General features: G+C 61.8%; 16 protein-coding genes. 14 read left to right on the top strand and 2 right to left on the bottom strand.

Annotated features, from left to right (window positions below; all coding sequences use genetic code 11):
• Positions 1-75 precede the first annotated feature (75 nt).
• From dusB to hflX, 9 genes are all read left to right on the top strand, one after another.
• Complete coding sequence (gene dusB, locus G8E03_RS10520; RefSeq protein WP_166191410.1) at positions 76-1,059, top strand: tRNA dihydrouridine synthase DusB; 984 nt, start codon at positions 76-78, stop codon at positions 1,057-1,059.
• Positions 1,056-2,123, top strand: a complete 1,068-nt coding sequence (locus G8E03_RS10515; RefSeq protein WP_166191407.1) for a two-component system sensor histidine kinase NtrB — start codon at positions 1,056-1,058, stop codon at positions 2,121-2,123. The genes dusB and G8E03_RS10515 overlap by 4 nt, the downstream gene beginning before the upstream one ends.
• On the top strand, positions 2,123-3,571 hold the full coding sequence (gene ntrC, locus G8E03_RS10510) for a nitrogen regulation protein NR(I) (RefSeq protein ID WP_240910330.1): 1,449 nt from the start codon (positions 2,123-2,125) through the stop codon (positions 3,569-3,571). The genes G8E03_RS10515 and ntrC overlap by 1 nt, the downstream gene beginning before the upstream one ends.
• A 57-nt stretch (positions 3,572-3,628) precedes the next feature.
• Positions 3,629-5,899, top strand: coding sequence for a sensor histidine kinase NtrY-like (locus tag G8E03_RS10505; RefSeq protein WP_166191404.1), 2,271 nt, complete (start codon positions 3,629-3,631; stop codon positions 5,897-5,899).
• Positions 5,892-7,313, top strand: a complete 1,422-nt coding sequence (gene ntrX, locus G8E03_RS10500; RefSeq protein WP_166191401.1) for a nitrogen assimilation response regulator NtrX — start codon at positions 5,892-5,894, stop codon at positions 7,311-7,313. The genes G8E03_RS10505 and ntrX overlap by 8 nt, the downstream gene beginning before the upstream one ends.
• 78 nt (positions 7,314-7,391) lie before the next feature.
• Positions 7,392-8,771: a Trk system potassium transporter TrkA gene (gene trkA, locus G8E03_RS10495; RefSeq protein WP_166191398.1), complete on the top strand. Its 1,380-nt coding sequence runs from the start codon at positions 7,392-7,394 to the stop codon at positions 8,769-8,771.
• A gap of 12 nt (positions 8,772-8,783) precedes the next feature.
• The gene (locus tag G8E03_RS10490) at positions 8,784-10,295 is read left to right on the top strand and encodes a potassium transporter TrkG (protein WP_166191395.1); all 1,512 of its coding nucleotides are present in this window, start codon (positions 8,784-8,786) and stop codon (positions 10,293-10,295) included.
• 139 nt (positions 10,296-10,434) lie between these two features.
• On the top strand, positions 10,435-10,671 hold the full coding sequence (hfq, locus tag G8E03_RS10485; protein WP_166191392.1) for an RNA chaperone Hfq: 237 nt from the start codon (positions 10,435-10,437) through the stop codon (positions 10,669-10,671).
• 3 nt (positions 10,672-10,674) lie between these two features.
• Positions 10,675-11,961 carry a GTPase HflX gene (gene hflX, locus G8E03_RS10480; RefSeq protein WP_166191389.1) on the top strand — a complete coding sequence of 429 codons (1,287 nt, stop codon included), beginning with the start codon at positions 10,675-10,677 and terminating at the stop codon, positions 11,959-11,961.
• An 87-nt stretch (positions 11,962-12,048) separates the two neighbouring features.
• Here hflX and G8E03_RS10475 read toward each other — a convergent pair whose 3' ends face one another.
• On the bottom strand, positions 12,049-13,056 hold the full coding sequence (locus tag G8E03_RS10475) for an App1 family protein phosphatidate phosphatase (protein ID WP_166191385.1): 1,008 nt from the start codon (positions 13,054-13,056) through the stop codon (positions 12,049-12,051).
• 121 nt (positions 13,057-13,177) lie between these two features.
• On the opposite strand from G8E03_RS10475, the gene G8E03_RS10470 reads away from it, so the two are divergent.
• Positions 13,178-13,906, top strand: a complete 729-nt coding sequence (locus G8E03_RS10470) for a DUF502 domain-containing protein (protein ID WP_430693108.1) — start codon at positions 13,178-13,180, stop codon at positions 13,904-13,906.
• 17 nt (positions 13,907-13,923) lie between these two features.
• On the opposite strand, the gene G8E03_RS10465 is transcribed toward G8E03_RS10470, so the two are convergent.
• Entirely contained in the window at positions 13,924-15,675 is a 1,752-nt protein-coding gene (locus G8E03_RS10465) for an extracellular solute-binding protein (protein WP_347340495.1), read from the bottom strand.
• Between the two features lie 379 nt (positions 15,676-16,054).
• Here G8E03_RS10465 and G8E03_RS10460 point away from each other — a divergent pair, with 379 nt between their 5' ends.
• From G8E03_RS10460 to G8E03_RS10445, 4 genes are all read left to right on the top strand, one after another.
• Positions 16,055-16,840 (top strand): 3-hydroxybutyrate dehydrogenase, encoded by a 786-nt coding sequence (locus G8E03_RS10460; RefSeq protein WP_166191379.1) that lies wholly within the window; start codon positions 16,055-16,057, stop codon positions 16,838-16,840.
• A gap of 69 nt (positions 16,841-16,909) precedes the next feature.
• Positions 16,910-17,932, top strand: coding sequence for a patatin-like phospholipase family protein (locus G8E03_RS10455; protein WP_166191376.1), 1,023 nt, complete (start codon positions 16,910-16,912; stop codon positions 17,930-17,932).
• Between the two features lie 88 nt (positions 17,933-18,020).
• The gene (locus G8E03_RS10450) at positions 18,021-19,523 is read left to right on the top strand and encodes a class I adenylate-forming enzyme family protein (protein ID WP_166191374.1); all 1,503 of its coding nucleotides are present in this window, start codon (positions 18,021-18,023) and stop codon (positions 19,521-19,523) included.
• Positions 19,520-20,161: a DsbA family oxidoreductase gene (locus tag G8E03_RS10445; protein ID WP_166191372.1), complete on the top strand. Its 642-nt coding sequence runs from the start codon at positions 19,520-19,522 to the stop codon at positions 20,159-20,161. The genes G8E03_RS10450 and G8E03_RS10445 overlap by 4 nt, the downstream gene beginning before the upstream one ends.
• Positions 20,162-20,193: the final 32 nt, after the last annotated feature.

Below are 20,193 nucleotides of genomic sequence, written 5' to 3'. Positions count from 1 at the left end.
GGGGCAATGCAGCGGGTGCAGATTGATCCTGCCCGGTTTTTGCGCTATCGCCGGGGTTTGCACAAGGATGCAGCAATGACGCTACAGATCGGACCGCATATACTGGACAGCAACGTTCTGCTCGCACCGCTCGCGGGGATCACCGACCTGCCGTTTCGGCGGTTGGTGCGCAGCTTCGGTGCGGGTCTGGTCGTGTCCGAGATGGTCGCCTCGCAGGAAATGGTTCAGGCCCGCCCCTCGGCCCGCGCCCGGGCGGAGGTGCACGGCGATCTGGGCATCGCCTCGGTTCAGATCGCCGGGCGTGAGGGCCACTGGATGGCCGAATGCGCCCGTATGGTCGCGGATCGCGGGGCGCAGATCGTCGATATCAACATGGGCTGTCCAGCCAAGAAGGTGACGAACGGCTATTCCGGGTCGGCCCTGATGCGCCAGCCCGATCATGCGCTGTCGCTGATCGAGGCGGTTGTCGCGGCAGTGGACGTGCCCGTCACGCTGAAAATGCGGCTGGGTTGGGACGATGACAGTCACAACGCACCACAGATTGCCCGCGCGGCACAGGATGCGGGCGTTCAGATGATCACCATTCACGGGCGCACACGCTGCCAGTTCTACAAGGGCAGCGCCGACTGGCGGGCCATTCGCAAGGTTGTGGATGCGGTCGATATTCCGGTCATCGCGAACGGCGATATCGTGGATACCGCGACGGCCCGCACCGCGCTGGATCTTTCGGGTGCTGCCGGTGTGATGATCGGGCGCGGCGCGCAGGGGCGCCCGTGGCAGTTGGCGCATGTTCACGCAGGCCTGACCGGCGAGTCGGGTCCGGCGATCCCCTTTGGCCCGACGCGCGCCCAGCTGATGATCCGGCATCACACCGAAATGCTCGATTTCTATGGGCAGGAGATGGGTCTGAAATGCGCGCGCAAGCATCTGGGCTGGTATCTGGATGATCTGAATGTCGGGGCGGACCTGCGTCGCGCCCTTCTGACCAGCCGCGATCCGGCGCAGATCCACGACCTGATCGAGGACGCGAACACCCCCCACAGAAGGGCCGCAGCATGAGCGCCACAGCGATATATGAGTCCGCCTGGAACGCGCAGCCGCATCCCTCACTGATAATCGACGCGCAGGACAGGATTGCCCGCGCAAACTCCGCCGCCGAGGTTTATCTGGGCCTGTCGGAGCGTCAGATGAGCGGTTGCGATCTGGCACGCTTCACGGGCGAGGGGGCGCTGGTCGGCTCGATGGTTCAGCAGGTGCGGCAACACGGCGTCTCCTACGCGCAGCACGATATCGAGCTGTTCTGGGCGGATCAGAAGCCGAGAATGGCCAACATTCAGGTCGCGCCGGTCGATGGGCAACTGGTGCTGCTGCAATTGCAGCCCCGCAGCATAGCGGAGAAGATGGACCGTTCGCTGTCCTCCCGCTCCGCCGCGCGGTCAGTCACGGGAATGGCCGCGATGCTGGCGCATGAGATCAAGAACCCGCTCGCCGGGATCTCGGGTGCGGCGCAATTGCTGGCGATGAACCTGACGGATGAGGATCAGGAACTGACCTCGCTGATCCGTGAGGAGGTGGAGCGGATCGGTAAGCTGTTGAGCCGTGTCGAACAGTTCGGCGACCTGCGCCCCGTCTCACGCGATCCGGTCAATATCCACGACATCCTGAACCGGGCAAAGCTGTCGGCCCAGTCCGGTTTCGCCCAGAAGGTCCGCTTCGTCGAAGATTACGACCCCTCGCTGCCGCCGACGCCCGGCGATGCCGATCAACTGATGCAGGTGGCGCTGAACCTGATCAAGAATGCTGCCGAGGCCGTTCCCCGGATCGGCGGAATGATAACCCTGCGCACCGCATATCGCGCGGGCGTCATGCTGTCGCTGCCCGGCGGCGGGCGGCAGAGCCTGCCACTGGAAATCAGCATCATCGACAATGGCAGCGGCGTTCCGATCGACATCAAGAACCACCTTTTCGAGCCCTTTGTCAGCACGAAGGCGGCTGGCTCCGGTCTCGGCCTTGCACTGGTGTCCAAGATCGTGGACCAGCATGGCGGTGTCGTGGAATGTGAGAGTGAACCCGGCTGGACGGCCTTCCGTCTGCTATTGCCGGTGTGGAAGGAGACGCGCTGATGGACGGAACGATCCTGCTTGCAGATGATGACCGCGCAATCCGTACGGTCCTCAGTCAGGCGCTGACACGTGCGGGGTGTCGTGTGCGGGCCACCGGCTCCGTCAATACGTTGTGGCGCTGGATCGAGGAGGGCGAGGGCGACGTTGTCGTCACCGACGTGATGATGCCCGACGGCGACGGGCTGGACCTGCTGCCTGCCATCCGGCGCAAACGCCCCGATTTGCCCGTGATCGTGATGAGCGCGCAAAACACCGTCATGACCGCCATTCGCGCGGCGGAGGCGGGGGCCTATGAATATCTGCCCAAACCCTTCGACCTCAAGGAAGTGCTGGAACAGGTGCGCAAGGGGCTGGGTCAGCGCGACCGCCCCGAAGAACGCCCCGCCGCAGGCGATCCCGTGCAGGACAACCTGCCGTTGATCGGGCGCAGTCCGGCGATGCAGGAGGTGTACCGCATCATGGCGCGGCTGATGAACACCAACCTCAGCGTGATGATCAACGGGGAAAGCGGCACCGGCAAGGAACTGGTCGCGCGCGCCCTGCACAATTTCGGCGCCAGGAAAAGCGGCCCGTTCGTTGCGCTGAACATGGCCGCAATCCCGCGTGAGCTGATCGAGAGCGAGCTGTTCGGTCACGAAAAGGGGGCCTTTACCGGCGCGGCGGAGCGTCACACGGGGCGGTTCGAGGCGGCCGCGGGCGGAACGCTGTTTCTCGATGAGATCGGAGACATGCCATCCGACGCGCAAACCCGCCTGCTGCGCGTGTTGCAGGAGGGGGAGTTCACCCGCATCGGCGGGCGGGAGATCATCCCTGCCAACGTCCGTATCATCGCTGCCACCCATCAGGATCTGCGCGCGCTGATCAACGAGGGCCGTTTTCGCGAGGACCTGTTCTATCGCCTCAACGTGGTGCCGGTGCGCCTGCCACCGCTGCGTGAGCGGCTGGAGGATATTCCCGACCTGGCACGCGCTTTTCTGAAGCGGGCGGAGGCGGAGGGCCTGCCGCGCAAGTCCATCTCCTCCACCGCGCTGGATGCCCTCAAGCAGCAAAGCTGGACGGGCAATGTCCGCGAACTGGAAAACCTGATGCGGCGGCTGGCGGTTCTGTGCCCGGATGATGTCATCTCCGAAGCGGCGGTGCATGAGGAACTGACGGCCCGGCCCAGCTCCGCCCATTCCCACTCAGGTGGAGATGGGGAGCGTCTGGGGCAGGCGATTGAAAACCATCTGGAACGGTATTTCGCCCTGCATGGCGAAGATCTGCCCCCAGCCGGTCTCTACGACCGGATCCTGCGTGAAGTGGAGATGCCTCTGATCGCGCTGGCCCTGTCCGCGACGCGCGGCAATCAGGTCCGCACGGCGGAACTGCTGGGCATAAACCGCAACACCCTGCGCAAGAAGATACGTGAGCTTGACATCCCGGTCACACGGGGAAAGAAGTTGGTGTAGTTTTGCAACAGGGGGCCACTTGGCACCGGGGTTTTGAATACAGGTAACCGTCGCTTAATGCTCAAGGGGATTGCGCGTCTCGACGCGATGACACGCAACCGGGCGTGGCGCGGTGGCGTGACCTTTGCAATCGTTCTGATCGGACCGATCCTGGCCTTCGCAACCTGGGCCGCGTTCGGTGGTATCGGTTCCAACACCTCCGATCTGCTCCGGTTCGTTCTGACGCTCGATCTGATTTACGTCATCGTGGTCGCCGGTCTGGTGGCGCAGCGCATCGCCCGGATGGTTGCCGCACGGCGCGCGAAATCGGCGGGCTCGCAGCTGCATTCGCGCCTGACCACAGTGTTTTCCATCGTGGCCCTTGGCCCGACGATCCTGGTGGCGATCTTCGCCGCGATCACGGTGAATTTCGGACTGGAGGGCTGGTTTTCCGAGCGGGTTCAGCGGGTGGTCGGCAACAGCTTTGCCGCAGCCCAAGCCTATGAGACGGAGCATCGCAGCAATCTGGCCGCCGATGCCGAATTGCTGGCGTCCTACCTCAACCGCAACAAGGCGCGATATCCGTTGATAACACCATCGGAGTTGCGCGAATTGCTGTCCGCGGGGCAGGCGCAGATGCAGCGGGAGCTTAGTGAGGCCTACGTGATCGACGGCGCGTCCAAGTTGCAGGCACGCGGAAACCTGTCCTACCTCTTCGGCTATGAACCCCCGTCGCCTGTTCTGATAGATCGGGCCCGGACGACCGGGGAGCCTGTCATCGTCGAGGATTGGGAGGCGTCCGAGTTCCGTGCGCTCGTGCATCTGCCCGCCTTTGCGGATCGTTATCTCTACGTTACGCGCAGCGTGGACGGCCAGATTCTGGAACTGCTGGATGAGACTCAATCCACCGTCATGCTCTATCGTCAATTGGAGCAGGACCGGGGTGAATTGCTGTTTGAATTCGCGCTGATCTATGTGGGATTCGCCCTGATCGTGGTGCTGGCCGCTGTCTGGCTGGCCTTCTGGTTTGCGGACCGGCTGTCGCGCCCGGTGGCCCGACTGGCGGGGGCGGCGGCTCAGGTCGGGTCAGGTAATTTCGACATGCGCGTCAAGGAGGAGCCGGGCGAGGATGAGATTGCCATGCTCGGCCGCGCCTTCAACCGCATGACCGCACAGGTCAAACGCCAGCGCGACGCTCTGCTGGAAGCCGGAGCCGAGAGCGAGCAGGCACGGCGCTTGTTCGAGACGGTTCTGTCGGGTGTCAGCGCCGGCGTCATGGGTCTGGACCCCTCTGGCCGGATCGAGGTCGTCAACACCGCCGCCAGCGAGATTCTGGGCATCGACGGCCAAACCATGCGGGGCAAGATGCTGTCCGATCTGGTGCCGGAATTCGCGCGCCCCTTGGACAAGCTGTTTCGTGAGGAGCGCGAAAGCGTGCAGACCCAACTGCATCTGCAAACACCCAAGCGTGAGGAAGAGCTGCTCGTCCGTATCGCGCGCCACAGGATCGAGGACGATCAGGACGGTTTCGTCGTCACCTTCGACGCCATCACCGATCTGCTGAGTGCCCAGCGCATGGCCGCCTGGGGCGATGTCGCCCGCCGGATCGCCCATGAGATCAAGAACCCCCTCACGCCGATCCAGTTGGCCGCGGAGCGGATGAAGCGCAAGTACAGCAAGAAGCTGGATGCCGATGACGCGGACGGGCTGGCCCAGTATTCCGATGTCATCATCCGCCAGACCGGCGACCTGCGCCGGATCGTGGATGAATTCAGCCAGTTCGCCAGAATGCCCGAGCCGCGCCGCGCGCCGTGTGATCTGAGCAAGCTGATGCACGATGCCGTGCTGCTGCGCCGCAGCGATGCCTCGCATGTCGAAATCGAGGTCATCGCCCCGCAGGAGCCGGTTATCGTGTTCGCGGATGAAACCCTGATCGGGCAGGCGCTCAACAATCTTCTTAAGAACGCTGTCGAAGCGATTGATACCAGACGAGAAATCGCCGGATACACCGGCCCTGGACTGCTGCGCGTCACCCTTGACAAGTCCCCCACGACAGCCACCCTGACGATTGAGGACAACGGCAACGGCTTGCCCGAGGGCAAGACGGACCGCCTTTTCGAGCCATATGTGACGCATCGGGACAAGGGCACAGGTCTGGGCCTGCCGATCGTCAAGAAGATCATCGAGGAGCATGGCGGCATGTTGACCCTGCACCGCGCGAACGATACCGCGCCAGAACCCCAACAGGGCGCACGCGCTGTCATGACCCTTCCGCTGCGTGAGGTGGATGCAACCTCGCCCGATCAACCGACTGAGCCTGACCAATCCAATGAGAGTGAATATGTCTGAGAGTGCAAAATCCGATATTCTGATCGTAGATGACGAGGCGGATATTCGTGAGCTGATCGCCGACATTCTGGAGGATGAGGGGCACGGCACCCGCACCGGCCACGATGCCGACAGCGCGATGGAGCATATGAACACCAAAGCGCCCGATCTGATGATCCTGGATATCTGGCTCAAGGACAGTCGGATGGACGGGATCGAGATCCTCAAGACGGTCAAGCGCGACAATCCCGGCGTGCCGGTCATCATCATCTCGGGCCATGGCAACGTCGAGATCGCCGTCGCCGCCGTCAAGCAGGGCGCCTATGATTTCATCGAGAAGCCGTTCAATATCGACAAACTGCTGATGACCGTGAACCGGGCGTTGGAGACCTCTCGACTGCGCCGCGAAAATGCCAAGCTGCGCGGGCAGGGCGTTCAGGCGTCGGAACTGCTCGGCTGCGGGACCGCAATTCGCACGCTGAAACAACAGCTCGACCGGGTGGCCCGTTCGAACGGGCGCGTGCTGCTCTCCGGCCCTCCGGGATCGGGCAAGGACGTGGCCGCACGCTATCTGCACGCGCAATCCGAACGGGCGGACCGGCCCTTCGTGACCGTCTCCTCCGCCACGATAGAACCGGACCGGATGGAGGAAGTTCTGTTCGGTGTCCAGCATGAGGGCAGGGCGCACGATCCAGGTCTGTTCGAGCGGGCGCATGGGGGCACGCTGTTCTTCGACGAGGTGGCCGACATGCCGCTTGGCACGCAATCCAAGATCCTGCGGGTGCTGGTCGAACAGGCGTTCACGCGGATCAACGGCTCCGAAACCGTGCGCGTGGATGTGCGCGTCCTGTCCGCCACCAACAAGAACCTCTCGGTGGAGATTGAGAATGGCCGGTTCCGGCAGGATCTGTTCCACCGCCTGAACGTCGTACCGCTGGAGGTCCCCGGACTCGACAGTCGGCGCGAGGACATTCCGGTTCTGGTGGAGCATTTCGTCTCGCAACTGAACATCGAGCAGGGGCTGCCGCTGCGAAAACTGTCCGACGACGCGGCGGCGATGCTGCAAACGCTGTCATGGCCCGGCCATGTGCGTCAGTTGCGCAATCTGATCGAACGCATCCTGATCCTCGGCCCCGACCACGGCGACATCACATCCGCCGAATTGCCGCAGGACACCGATGGTGGTGAGGCGGAGGGACGCGACGCGCTCAGCGCCGCACTGGCCGGGTTGCCCCTGCGCGAGGCGCGGGAAGTCTTTGAGCGTGAATACCTGATCGCCCAGATCAACCGGTTCTCGGGCAATATCTCTCGCACCGCGAATTTCGTGGGGATGGAGCGTTCGGCGTTGCACCGCAAGCTCAAGTCGCTGAACATCGTTACCACGTCGCGCGGCGGTACGCGCATGGCCTCGATTGATGAGGTCGAGGATGACTGATCCGCAGATCCCCTTCATACGACATGGCGTTTCCCAAACGCGCCTTCGCAAACAGATCACGACGCGAGGATATCGCCCATGAAGGTCATCGTATGCGGTGCCGGTCAGGTGGGATGGCAGATTGCACGCCATCTGGCCTCGGAAAACAATGACGTGACCGTCGTGGACAACAACGCCGCGCTGGTGCGGCGCATCACTGATTCGCTGGATGTCGGTGGGATCACCGGCTTTGCCTCACATCCCGATGTGCTGGAGCGTGCCGGCGCGCGCGATGCGGACATGATCATCGCCGCGACGTTTTCGGATGAGGTGAATATGATCGCCTGCCAGGTCGCCCATTCCGTCTTCACCGTTCCGCGAAAGATCGCGCGGGTTCGGGCGCAAAGCTATCTCGACCCGGAATGGTCCGACATCTACCGGCAGGATCACATGCCGATCGACGTGATAATCTCGCCTGAGAAAGAAGTCGCGGAGGCAGCCTTGCGCCGCCTGTCCGCGCCCGCCGCGTTCGAGATCAACGGCTTTCTGGATGACAGCGTGCAATTGCTGGGCCTGACTCTGGGCGCGGATTGCCCGGTTTTGAACACGCCCCTGCGCCAGTTGACCGAACTGTTCTCGACTTTGCGCGCCTATGTCGTCGCCATTCGCAGCGAAAGCCAGAAACTGCGCATCGCGGACAGCGACGATCAACTGTTTGCGGGCGATCAGATCTATCTGTTCGCGGCGAAGGAGGATGTGGACAGGACACTGCAAATCTTTGGCAAGCAGGCCTCCGCTGGCAACCGGGCCTTGATCCTGGGCGCGGGCAATGTCGGGCTCGCCGTTGCCAAGGTTCTGGAATCCCAGGGCAAGCGCACCCGGCTCAAGGTGATCGAACGTGACCGCGCCCGCGCGGAATTCGCTGCCGACAGTCTGGAGCGGACGATCGTTCTGCACGGGGACGGTTTGAACAAGGATATTCTGGAGGAAGCCGGCATCGACGCGGTCGGCAGCTTCCTCGCCGTGACAGATGATGACAAGACGAACCTGCTGTCCTGCGCCCGCGCGAAATCGCTGGGCGCGAAGCTGACGGTTTGCCTTATCAACGATCCGTCGCTGGCGCCGCTGATGCGCCCGCTGGGCATCGACGCCTATATCAACCCACGTGGCACCACGGTCAGTTCGATCCTGCGGCACGTGCGCCATGGCCGGATTCGCGCCGTCTATTCCGTCGGCGATGCCGAGGCAGAGGTAATCGAGGCGCAGGTGCTGGGCACCTCCGCCATTGCGGGCAAGCGGGTTCGCGACACGCACCTGCCCGAGGGGGCGATCATCGGGGCGATCCAGAAGGGGCGGGAGCTTGTCATACCCCGGGCCGAGACCGTCATTTCCGAAGGGGACAGCGTCACGATATTCTCCATGGCGGAACAGGTGCCGCAGGTGGAGCGGCTGTTCCGCGTCTCGGTCGATTTCTTCTAGGATGACTGGCCCATGATGCCATGGCGGCGGCTGCCCCTGTTTGTCTACTTCCTCGGCGCGTCGGGGATCCTGATGCTGGCGTCCAGCCTGTTCGCCTATCTGCGTGACAACCATGATGTCGCCCGTCCGTTCTTCTACAGCTTCGTGATGACCATGCTGATGGCGACGCTGTTCGCATTGGCGCTGATGAACCGCAGGCCCCGAATAACGGCCCGCTCGCACCTGCTGACGCTGATGGGCACCTATATCCTGTTGCCGGTCTGGTTGTCGGTGCCGCTGATCGCCGTGGTCCCGACACTGACGCCGGTGGTCGGCTATTTCGAGATGGTCTCGGCGCTGACAACGACCGGGGCCACGGTGTTCGATCTGCCTGAAAAGATCAGCCTGACCGTGCATTTCTATCGCGCGCTGGTCGCGTGGTCCGGCGGGTTTCTGATCCTGCTGGCGGCCATGGGCATCATGGCACCGATGAATATCGGCGGGTTCGAGATCAGATCCGTCGTGCTGGGCACCCGTCACGGCAGCGGAACCCCGATCGCTGCGGCGGAGGCATCGTCCCGCCTGATCCGGTGTGCCGAGGTTATCTTGCCTGTCTACATTTCGTTGACCGCAGCGCTGGTCGCGCTGCTGTTGTTGACCGGGCAACCCTTGGTCACTGCCGTGATTACCGCGATGGCGACTGTATCGACCTCTGGCATTCTGCCGACAACCAGCCTGTCGACCGCAGGCGGTGGTCTGTTGTCCGAGGTCGTCGTTGCGGTTTTCCTCATCCTCAGTGCGACGGCGATGGTGTACGATCCGCAAAGGCGGCGCGACATGCGTCTGATCGGCAAGGATCCCGAATTGCGGCTCCTCGTCGTGATCTGTGTCGGCCTGCCCGGCGCATTGTTTTTGCGACACTGGATCGGCGCGCTGGAACTGGACGGAGGGCAGGGCGGCTTTACCCTCGCGCTGCATGCCCTGTGGGGGGCGTTCTTTACGGTTTTGTCCTTCGTGACGACCTTTGGCCTCGAAAGCGCCTATTGGGACGATGCGCAGGGCTGGTCGGGATTGCCGACCCCGGGCCTGTTGCTGATGGGTTTGGCAATGCTGGGCGGCGGCGTGGCGACCACGACCGGCGGTGTGAAGCTGCTGCGCATCTACGCGCTGTACAAGCATGGCACGCGTGAGCTTCGCCGCCTTTCCCTACCGCATTCCGTGGGAGGCTCGGGTCAGACCGCCCGGCGCATCCGGACACAAGGTGCATTCATCGCCTGGATTTTCCTGATGCTGTTTTTGATGGCGTTGTCGGTGATTTTGCTGGTTCTGACCGGTCTGGGCCTGCCGTTCGAGGAAGCCCTGCGCGCCGGAATCGCAGCGCTGACCAATACCGGTCCGGGCTACCTCGTACTGCATGAAACACCGCGACGTTATGCCGATTTCGGGCCGGCCGTACACATGACCCTGACCGCCGCGATGGTGATCGGACGACTGGAAACACTGGCACTCGTTGCGTTGTTCAACCCGAATTTCTGGCGCAAATAAGCCGCAGATAATCAGTGTCTGGTGATTATTTCACTGCGGCACTGGAAAACGATCCCGAAGCGGACCAATATCCACAGGTGAAACAAAAAACGAACTGCCGGGACATCGTAATTTCCCGGCCAACTTGGAGTGTGTGACCATGGCCAACGACAAGCAGAACCTGCAAGATGCCTTCCTCAACAATGTACGCAAGTCGAAAATTCCGGTGACGATCTTCCTAGTCAACGGTGTGAAGTTGCAGGGCGTCATCACGTGGTTCGACAATTTCTGCGTCTTGCTGCGCCGTGATGGGCAGAGCCAACTGGTCTACAAACATGCTATCTCGACCATCATGCCCTCGCAGCCGGTCAACCTTTATGAGCCGGAAACCGACTGATCCATGACACGTACCGCTGTACTGCACCCCGATCTGCGCAAGGGGGCCGAACGTCGTGCGCCGGAAAACGCACTGGCCGAGGCCGTGTCGCTTGCCAACGCACTTGCCGGCCTCGAAGTGGTCGAGGGCAAGGTCGTTCCGGTGCCCAAACCGCGCGCCGGTTTCCTGTTCGGTTCGGGCAAGACGGAGGAGCTGGCCCAGTGGATCGCGGCGGAGGAGATCGAGCTGGTCGTCATCGACGGACCTGTGACGCCCGTGCAGCAGCGCAACCTTGAAAAGGCGTTCAAATGCAAGCTGTTGGACCGCACCGGCCTGATCCTCGAAATCTTCGCGGATCGGGCGCAAACCCGTGAGGGTGTCTTGCAGGTCGATCTGGCCGCGCTCGGCTATCAACGCACACGTCTCGTGCGATCCTGGACCCACCTTGAGCGTCAGCGCGGTGGCTTGGGCTTTGTCGGCGGACCGGGTGAAACCCAGATCGAGGCGGATCGCCGGGCCCTGGACGAACGCATCAACCAGATCCGGCGCGCGCTGGAGAAGGTCGTAAAAACCCGAGGTCTGCACCGCAAGGCACGCGCCAAGGTTCCATATCCGATCGTCGCTCTGGTCGGATATACCAATGCCGGAAAATCCACGCTCTTTAATACGCTGAGCGGAGCGGACGTGATGGCAAAGGACATGCTGTTCGCCACGCTCGATCCAACCATGCGCTCCATCGAGTTGCCGTCGGGCCAGCAGATCATCCTGTCGGACACCGTGGGGTTCATCTCGGACTTGCCGCCGCAATTGGTCGCGGCGTTTCGCGCCACGCTGGAGGAAGTGCTGGATGCCGATCTGATCCTGCACGTTCGCGACATCTCTCATCCCGAGAGTGAGGCGCAGGCGCAGGACGTTCGCGACATTCTGGAGAGCCTCGGCGTTTCACAGGCACAACGCGACGATATGATCGAGCTATGGAACAAGGTCGATCTGCTGGACGATGAGGCCGTCTCCGCGGCCGAGCGTGTGGCCGGGCGCCATGCCCGACATCTTGCGATCTCCGCGACCACGGGTCGGAATCTGGACAAGCTTTGCGAACTGATCGACGAAACCGTTCGCGATCCGATCCTGCATGAGACGCTCAACCTGCCGATAAGCGCGGGTGAGGCAACGGCGTGGCTCTATGCTCGAAAGCTGGTCATATCCAGCGATATCAAGGATTTGCGAAATCATCTTAGTGTTGAGTGGACGCATAAGCAGAAAGAGCAGTTCTTCAAATTGCACAGGGCTGCACTTGAGCGGACAGGTTAATTTAACATAATTATCATTATGCGTATAATTCCTGCGATTTGCACCTTCCCATACGCGCGCCTCATCTGACGCGATCAGTCACATCATTCAGGCCTTCGACGCACCTTGCAGATTTGAGAGTTCGACGGTGGTGTAATCCTCACCTGTCCAGACGGGTATTCCCATCGCGCGCAAATCCTCCAGTGCCAGATCGACGGCGGCGTCAGGACGCGGGTTCGCCTTGCGCAGGACAACCTGAGCGATGCGGCCCGGCCATCTGCTGGCCGCATCGCGGTAGACTTCGGCATCGTGCTGGCCGCTGTCTCCGATCAGAACGAAGCGTAAATGCGGGTGCGCCTCGAACAGGATGTCGATCTGCGCGCCCTTATGCTCGCCATGGGTACTGCTGACAAACTGCGTTGGTGAGATGCCTAGATCGCGCAGAAAAAGCGGCCCGCGCACCAGCCCTGCCCGTGTGAACAGCACATTGTCCAGAAACGCGTGCAGGTTCCATGGGCTGGACGAGACGTAGTAAACCGGATTGCGTCCATCGTGCAGACGGTCGATCAGATCGACCGCATCGGCAAAGACCTGCCTGGTCAGTGCCGATCCGGTCAGTGAGGTCCACAGATTGCGCAGCACGGAATAGGCTCCGGTTTGCATCAAGGTGTCATCGATATCCGAGATCACTCCGTAACGGGCATCAGGATCGGTAAACATCGTGTCCGCCATCACCGCGCTGTCCGCTTGCCCCGGAATGTCGAGCGCGATGGTATGCCATCCCGGCTGCAACGCAGCGCGTGGCAGATCGAGGCGAAAGTACCCCTCCTCATCCGTGCGGACACTGCGATCCTCGGAAATGGCACGCACCCGGACGCCCGCGACCTCATCGGTCAGGAACAATCCGACCATCTGGCGAAAATTGGTGAACCGTCCGTGCCGGGGATCAGGCGTCGTGCGCCGCAGCCCCGTCAGAACCCGTCCACGCACCACGACCCCCGTCGAGGTGGCGAAGCCAAGGTAAGGCTCGATCAACGGCGGTTTTTCCGATGTGGACGTAAGGGGATGTGTGACCTTTTCCGCCCATATGGCCAGACGGTGCAGCGCGCGTTTCAAATTTCGCCTCCGTTCGTTTCGGATTATTTCGTCACCACCGTGATGGTGTGTTTTGCAGCATTGCTCTTACTTTGGCAGCGATACTGTCCTAGATTGCAATGCAACATTCCAGAACTGGTTCATGAAGATGGCAAGAGCGCCCCGCCCCCGTCGCCGTACACGGCCCCGCCCCAGCTTCGCTCAACGCTGGCGCGGCAACTTCCTGACCGGCTTGGTGATCGTGGCGCCGATCGCCCTGACGATCTGGTTGATCTGGACGGTCATCACCTTCATCGACGCAAAGGTCGTGCCGCTGGTGCCGGGGATGTACAACCCCGCGACTTACCTGGGCAACGACGTGCCGGGTTTCGGTGTCATCATCTTTTTGCTGTTCACCGCAGTCATCGGCTATCTGACAAAGGGTCTGGTCGGGCGATCCGTGCTGCGTTGGGGGGAAAATCTGGTGGAGCGGATGCCCGTCGTCGGCGGCATCTACAATGGTATCAAGCAAATCGCGGAGACGATCCTGAGCCAGTCTGGCAACTCATTCAAGCAAGCCTGTCTGATCGAATATCCGCGCAAGGGGATCTGGGCCGTGGCCTTCGTCTCGACTGAGACCAAGGGCGAGGTCATGGAACGCCTGCCCGACGAAGCGTTGATCTCGGTCTTCCTGCCCACCACACCGAACCCGACCAGCGGTTTCCTGTTGTTCGTGCCCCGCAAGGAGATGGTGGTGTTGGATATGGATGTTGAGGATGCGGCGAAGCTGATCATCTCCGCCGGGTTGGTCACGCCGCCTACCGCAGCGGAAAAGGCAGCTGGTGTGCGGATCGCCAATCGCAAGGGTGAGCCGGCCAGGCGGATGGCCTGACCGGGCTATCGTCGGCGTCACTCCGCCTCGGACCACCAGACATCCGGCATGAAGCCGATCCAGTAGCCATAGATCGGCAGGTTGTCCGCAGGATAGTGCAGCTCCGCCTTGTGGGCGACGCGCACCAGCGGCGAATACCAGAACGGGATCGCGTAGCGCCCCGTTGTTAGCACCCGGTCGAGCGCCCGCACTGCGGACACGAAATCCTCACGCCCGTCGGATGCCAGGATCGCGTCGATCATCGCATCCACGGCCGGGCTGTCGATCCCGGCATAATTGCGCGTCCCCTCCTCGCGCAACCCGTCCGAGCCCCAATAATTGAACTGCTCGGTTCCCGGCGACAGGGACAGACCCCAGGTATGGGCGATCATGTCATAATCGTAGGTGTTGAGCCGCTCCGTATATTGCGCGGCATCCACTAGGGACAGCTCCATCGTGATGCCTAGACGCTGCAGCGCCTCGGCAAAGATGCCGGTAACAGCCTCGTTGGCGGAGGAGGACAGCAGCATCTCGAACACGAAGGGCTGACCCTCCGCATTGCGCAGAATGCCGTCCTGCAGCGTCCAGCCGGCCTGCTCAAGCAGGTTTTGCGCGGTCCGCAGATTGCGCCGGTTGCGCAGATCGTCTGTCCCCACGGGCAGGCTGTAATCGCTCAGCACGTCCGGGGGCAAGTCGTCTAGGAACGGCGTCAGAAGTGCGACTTCACGCGGGCCGGCCTCCCCCTCGAACCCCAAAAGGGAGTTGTCGAAATAGCTTTGGATACGCCCCGGCACACCCGCGTTCAGACGCTGGTTGATGAACTCGAAATTGAACGCGTGCAGCAAGGCATCGCGCACGCGGATGTCGGAAAAGAAAGGCGATCGGGTGTTGAGGACCAGACCGGACATGCCTGCGGGGCGTTCGTGGGTGATCTCGGATTGCACGATCTCGCCCCGCTCCACCGCCGGGAAATCGTATTGCTCGACCCACTTCGCCTCATCATATTCGACGTAATACGAGGTTTCGCCAGAGGTGAATGCCTGCCAGACGGCCTCCCCATCGCCGAAGAACTCATAGCGGATCGCGTCCAGATTATGGCGCCCCACGTTGAAACCCAGATCGGCGCCCCAATAATCGGGGTCCCGATCAAACTGGATGAAACGACCGGTGTCGAATTCGCCGATCGTGTAGGGACCGGACCCGATGAACGGGCGCAGGGAGCTTTCGGTGAAATCCAACCCGTCCCAATCCGCCTTCTTCAGCACGGGACGCAGGCCCAGGATCAGGGGCAGCTCGCGGCTGTCCCCGGTCAGGTTGAACCGGACGGAGCGTTCGCCGGTCTGTTCGGAACTGACGACGCCGTCCCAAGCCGCGCGGTAGCGGGCATGCCCCTGCTCGCCCATGATCTCGAACGACCAAAGGACATCCTCAACCGTGACTGGCGTTCCGTCCGAGAATCGGGCTGCGGGATTGAGGTGGAATTCGACCCATGTGCGGTCCTCCGCTACCTCAACCGATTCGGCCAGCAACCCGTATAGGGTGAATGGCTCGTCATAACTTCTACCCAAAAGCGATTCCGCCACGTGGGCGCGGGCCCCATAAGGCGCGCTGCCTTTCTGGATGAAGGGGTTGAGGCTGTCGAAGGATCCCCTGGCCCCCTCGACGATGATTCCACCATGCGGTGCTTCGGGGTTCACATAGGGCAAATGCGCAAAATCTGGTGGCAGAGCAGGCTCACCGTACATAGCGATGCCGTGTTGAGGCTCGGCCATGGCTGTGGTCGCGGTCAAAAGGACGCCTGCGACAACTGAACTTAAACGTGACATATCTGCACCATTTACCTGTTTCTTATGGGTTAATTCAGATCATTCTAACCGGCTAGATACCACCCCGCAAAAAATTATCTTTGTCATGGACGTTCGGGATCCCTATATTAAGGGCACTGCTCGATAGGTTTCTTGCCTGTATGAAACCTGCCTCAACACTTGCCCCCTCGCTTGCGAGGGGGTTTTTTTGGTCCGGCGGTCCGGGACAGCTTATTCCCACATTCGCGTTCGATTTGGCAGCGGGCGTGTCTCAGGCCCAAGCGCAAAATCACCGTCGTAAGGTGGTCTTCGCGTTTGCAGCATATACATAAAGAAGCAGCATTCATTTCAGAGGAACCAGCCCATGTCCGTCAAAGACAAAGTCGCTATCGTCACCGGCTCCAATTCCGGCATTGGATTGGGCGTCGCGGAGGAACTGGCCCGTCTGGGCGCGCGTGTTGTCCTTAACTCCTTTACCGACAGTGAGGAAGATCACGCCCTAGCCGAGAGGATCGGTGCGGAGCACGGCACCGACGTGATCTACATTTCCGCCGATATGTCGGATGGAGAAGCCTGCCGTAGTCTGGTTGAGAAAGCCGCCGAGCATTTCGGTCATGTGGACATCCTGGTCAACAATGCCGGCATTCAGCACGTCGCGGGCATCGACGAATTTCCCGTGGCGAAATGGGACGCGATCATTGCGATCAACCTGTCCAGCTCGTTCCACACGACCGCGGCCGCGTTGCCATTGATGCGAAAGCAGGGATGGGGCCGCGTGGTCAATATCGCATCGGCGCACGGTCTGACCGCCTCGCCCTACAAGTCCGCCTATGTGGCGGCAAAGCACGGTGTCGTCGGCTTGACCAAGGTCACGGCACTCGAAACCGCGCAGGAGCCGATCACCGCGAATGCCATTTGTCCCGGCTATGTCATGACGCCGCTGGTCGAAAAGCAGATCCCCGAGACGATGGAGAAATACGGCATGGACCGCGATACCGCGATCAAGGAGGTTCTGCTGGACCGCCAGCCGTCCAAGGAGTTCGCCACCGTCGGCCAGATCGGCGGGACGGTCGCGTTCCTGTGCTCGGACGCGGCGGAGCAGATCACCGGCACCACGATCAGCGTCGATGGTGGCTGGACCGCGCTTTGACCACTAAGACATCGCCGGAGGCAGCGGCCTCCGGCGGGGATATTTGAAGACAGCAGAAAGCGGGCCGCGATGGTCAAGACAATCAACATGGCCTTGCAGGGTGGCGGGGCCCACGGCGCGCTGACATGGGGCGTTCTGGACCGCCTGCTAGAAGAAGAGCGGTTGGAGATCGAGGGCATCACCGCGACCTCCGCCGGGGCGATGAACGCGGCAGCGCTGAAATGCGGCTGGGTCGAGGATGGACGCGATGGCGCGCGCAAGCATCTGTCGACGTTCTGGAATGCGGTTGCGAAACGCAGCCCCTCCTCCCACCCCATAAACAAGTGGTTGCAGGTCGTGAACCCGGCTCTGGGCATGGCGTTGACCGCATTCGAATCCGGGCCTGGATATTTCGCGGGTGAGACGATGACCCGGATCTTTTCCCCGTATGATTTCAATCCGCTGAACTACCACCCCTTGCGCGATCTGATAGGGGATCTGGACTTTGCCACGATGGATGAACCGGTGGGGCCGAAGCTGTTCATCTGCGCCACCAATGTGCGCAGCGGCAAGATCAAGGTGTTTGAGAAGGAGGAGATCACGACCGATGCCATCCTCGCCTCCGCCTGTCTGCCAACGTTGTTTCAGGCGATCGAAATCGACGGTGAGGCCTATTGGGACGGCGGTTATACTGGAAATCCGGCGCTGTTCCCACTGTTTTACGAGACGAATTCGCGCGATATCGTCATCGTTCATATCAACCCGATCGAGCGAGAGGAGGTGCCGGTGCGGGCCTCCGACATTCTGAACCGGATCAACGAGATCTCGTTCAATTCCTCATTGCTGCGGGAACTGCGCAATATCGAGTTGATCAAGAGGTTGATCGAGGGCGGAACCCTGACAGGAACGCGGTACAAGGACCTTCTGATCCATTCGATCCGCGATGACGACACCATGTCCGACATGGGCATCGCGTCGAAGCTGCAACCCAGTATGCGTGTTCTGCAAAACCTGCACGACAAGGGCTATGCCGCTGCGGATACGTTCCTTCAGGAAAACTGGGGCAATCTGGGCGAACGGTCCAGTGTCGATCTGCGCGCCATGTTCGAATGATCGGGTGAGTCGTAGGCTTGCCGTGCCATCGTCGGCGTATCGCGCGAAAGGCGATGGACGGGCCGGGCGTGACATGGGATGAGGTGACATGCTCTCGATCCACCAAGACACCCCGCCCCCCTGCCCCGACCGGTTCAACATGGCTGAATACGTCATGCAGGCAGGTCGCTCCACCCCGCAGCGCACCGCACTGGAGGTGATCGGATCCCCCGGTGAGGTGCTGGAACGGTGGAGCTTCGCGCAACTCGATGCGACCATCGCCGCCGTGGCGGGAGGGTTGGTCGCACAGGGGTTGCAACCGGGGCAGCGGGTCGGGCTGCGGCTGGGCAATACGATGGATTTCCCGCTGGTCTTCTTCGGAGCGCAGCGGTTGGGAGCGGTGCCGATCGCGATCTCCTCCCAGCTTGGCGTGAAGGAACTGGGGCCTCTGCTCGCTCTGACCCGCCCCGACATGATCGTTCGCGATCCCGCACTGGACCTGCCGCAGACGGATGCGGTCGTGGTGGACGATCTGGCGGCATTGCGCGATCACGCGCCCGCCCCCCTGTTCGATACGGCAGCGGACGATCCCGCCTATATCGTGTTCACCTCTGGCTCCTCCGGCACGGCAAAGGCGGTGATTCATGCACATCGTGCGGCACATGCCCGGCAGATGATGTGGCCCGGTTGGTATGAGTTGGAGCCCACGGACAGGGTGCTGCACGCCGGCGCATTCAACTGGACCTTTACCCTCGGCACCGGATTGACGGACCCGTGGGCAGCCGGTGCACAGGCCCTGATCCATGTCGGAGAGGCCGGGCCGGACACGCATCGCGCGCTGATCGCCGCACACCGGCCCACACTCTTTGCCGCCGTTCCGGGCATCTTCCGTCGTATTCTGAAATCGGATGCCGATCTGAAGTCAGCCTTTCAGGGCCTGCGCCATGCCCTGTGCGCCGGTGAGACTTTGCCTGCGTCCCTGCGAGCGGAGTGGCGGGACCGCACCGGAACGGAGCTTCACGAGGCGTTCGGAATGTCGGAAATCTCGACCTTTATCTCGTCCTCTCCTTCTCGCCCCGCGCCGGTGGGCACGATAGGTTGGGTGCAAGACGGCCGGCAGGTCGCGGTTTTGGGTGCGGATCAGCCCGTGCCGCGCGGCACGCCGGGGGAATTGTCGGTGCACCGCAGTGAACCCGGCCTGATGTTGGGCTATCTGAACGGGGAGCCTCTGCCAGAATGGTTCCGCACCGGCGATCAGGTGGTGATGGAGGAGTCCGGCGCTGTGCGGTATCTGGGTCGGCTCGACGATCTGATGACGGCGAACGGCTATCGTGTCTCACCGTTGGAGGTGGAGGCCGCAATGCTCACCTGCACCGGCGTGCGTGAGGTCGGCGTTTGCGAAGTCTCTCCCAAGCCGGGGGTGCGGATCATTGCGGCCTTCTATACCGGGTCTGCCGACCCGGCAGAGGTGATGGCTGAATTGGCCGGATCCCTTGCAACGTACAAGATGCCGAAACATATCCAGCCTATTCCCGACCTGCCGCGCGGCCCCACGGGCAAGGTCAAGAGATCCGCCCTGCCCGACCTCTACATCGCCGAGGAGCGTTCATGACCCGTCTCGAAATCATCTCAGACCCGATCTGCCCCTGGTGCTATATCGGTAAATCCAAGCTGGAAAAGGCGCTGGCCAGCGCCGGAAACCCCTTCGACATCACGTGGCGACCATTCCAGTTGAACCCCGACATGCCGCCCGAAGGCATGGATCGCCGCACCTATCTGGAAAGCAAGTTCGGCAAGGATCGTGCGACGGATGTCTATGCACAGATCGAGAAGGCTGCCACGGATGCCGGGCTGGAGGTCGATTTCAGCCGGATGAAACGCACGCCGAACACCGTGGACGCGCACCGGGTGATCCGTTGGGCCAAGACGTCGGACCATCAGGGCGATCTGGTTTCTGCTCTGTTTGAGCGATACTTCAAGCTGGGCGAGGATATTTCCGATCACGCCGTATTGGTGGACGCGGCGCGCCAGGTTGGCATGGACGGCGACGTCGTGGCGCGCTTGCTTCAGGGCGACGCGGACCGTAATGAAGTACTGCGTGAGGATCGTGAGGCGCGCGAAATGGGCGTCAGCGGTGTGCCGACATTCCTGATCGGCGGCACATATGTGGTTCAGGGCGCGCAGGATACCGCCACGTGGGAGAAGATCATCGCGGATCTGACTGCCGCCGCCGCCCAGATGGGCGAATAAACGAAACCAGATGGGCGAATAAACGAAAAAGG

It is taken from the genome of Pontivivens nitratireducens (assembly GCF_011290545.1).
In the GTDB taxonomy this organism is placed as follows: Bacteria; Pseudomonadota; Alphaproteobacteria; order Rhodobacterales; family Rhodobacteraceae; genus Pontivivens; species Pontivivens nitratireducens.
The sequence above is the reverse complement of the archived record's forward strand: the minus strand, read 5'-3'. Positions and strand labels throughout refer to the sequence as shown.

Excerpts from the sequence above, each read along its gene's own strand:
- dusB (WP_166191410.1), top strand. The coding sequence starts at position 76 with ATGACGCTACAGATCGGACCGCATATACTGGACAGCAACGTTCTGCTC.
- G8E03_RS10515 (WP_166191407.1), top strand. The coding sequence starts at position 1,056 with ATGAGCGCCACAGCGATATATGAGTCCGCCTGGAACGCGCAGCCGCAT.
- ntrC (WP_240910330.1), top strand. The coding sequence starts at position 2,123 with ATGGACGGAACGATCCTGCTTGCAGATGATGACCGCGCAATCCGTACG.
- G8E03_RS10505 (WP_166191404.1), top strand. The coding sequence starts at position 3,629 with ATGCTCAAGGGGATTGCGCGTCTCGACGCGATGACACGCAACCGGGCG.
- ntrX (WP_166191401.1), top strand. The coding sequence starts at position 5,892 with ATGTCTGAGAGTGCAAAATCCGATATTCTGATCGTAGATGACGAGGCG.
- trkA (WP_166191398.1), top strand. The coding sequence starts at position 7,392 with ATGAAGGTCATCGTATGCGGTGCCGGTCAGGTGGGATGGCAGATTGCA.
- G8E03_RS10490 (WP_166191395.1), top strand. The coding sequence starts at position 8,784 with ATGATGCCATGGCGGCGGCTGCCCCTGTTTGTCTACTTCCTCGGCGCG.
- hfq (WP_166191392.1), top strand. The coding sequence starts at position 10,435 with ATGGCCAACGACAAGCAGAACCTGCAAGATGCCTTCCTCAACAATGTA.
- hflX (WP_166191389.1), top strand. The coding sequence starts at position 10,675 with ATGACACGTACCGCTGTACTGCACCCCGATCTGCGCAAGGGGGCCGAA.
- G8E03_RS10470 (WP_430693108.1), top strand. The coding sequence starts at position 13,178 with ATGAAGATGGCAAGAGCGCCCCGCCCCCGTCGCCGTACACGGCCCCGC.
- G8E03_RS10460 (WP_166191379.1), top strand. The coding sequence starts at position 16,055 with ATGTCCGTCAAAGACAAAGTCGCTATCGTCACCGGCTCCAATTCCGGC.
- G8E03_RS10455 (WP_166191376.1), top strand. The coding sequence starts at position 16,910 with ATGGTCAAGACAATCAACATGGCCTTGCAGGGTGGCGGGGCCCACGGC.
- G8E03_RS10450 (WP_166191374.1), top strand. The coding sequence starts at position 18,021 with ATGCTCTCGATCCACCAAGACACCCCGCCCCCCTGCCCCGACCGGTTC.
- G8E03_RS10445 (WP_166191372.1), top strand. The coding sequence starts at position 19,520 with ATGACCCGTCTCGAAATCATCTCAGACCCGATCTGCCCCTGGTGCTAT.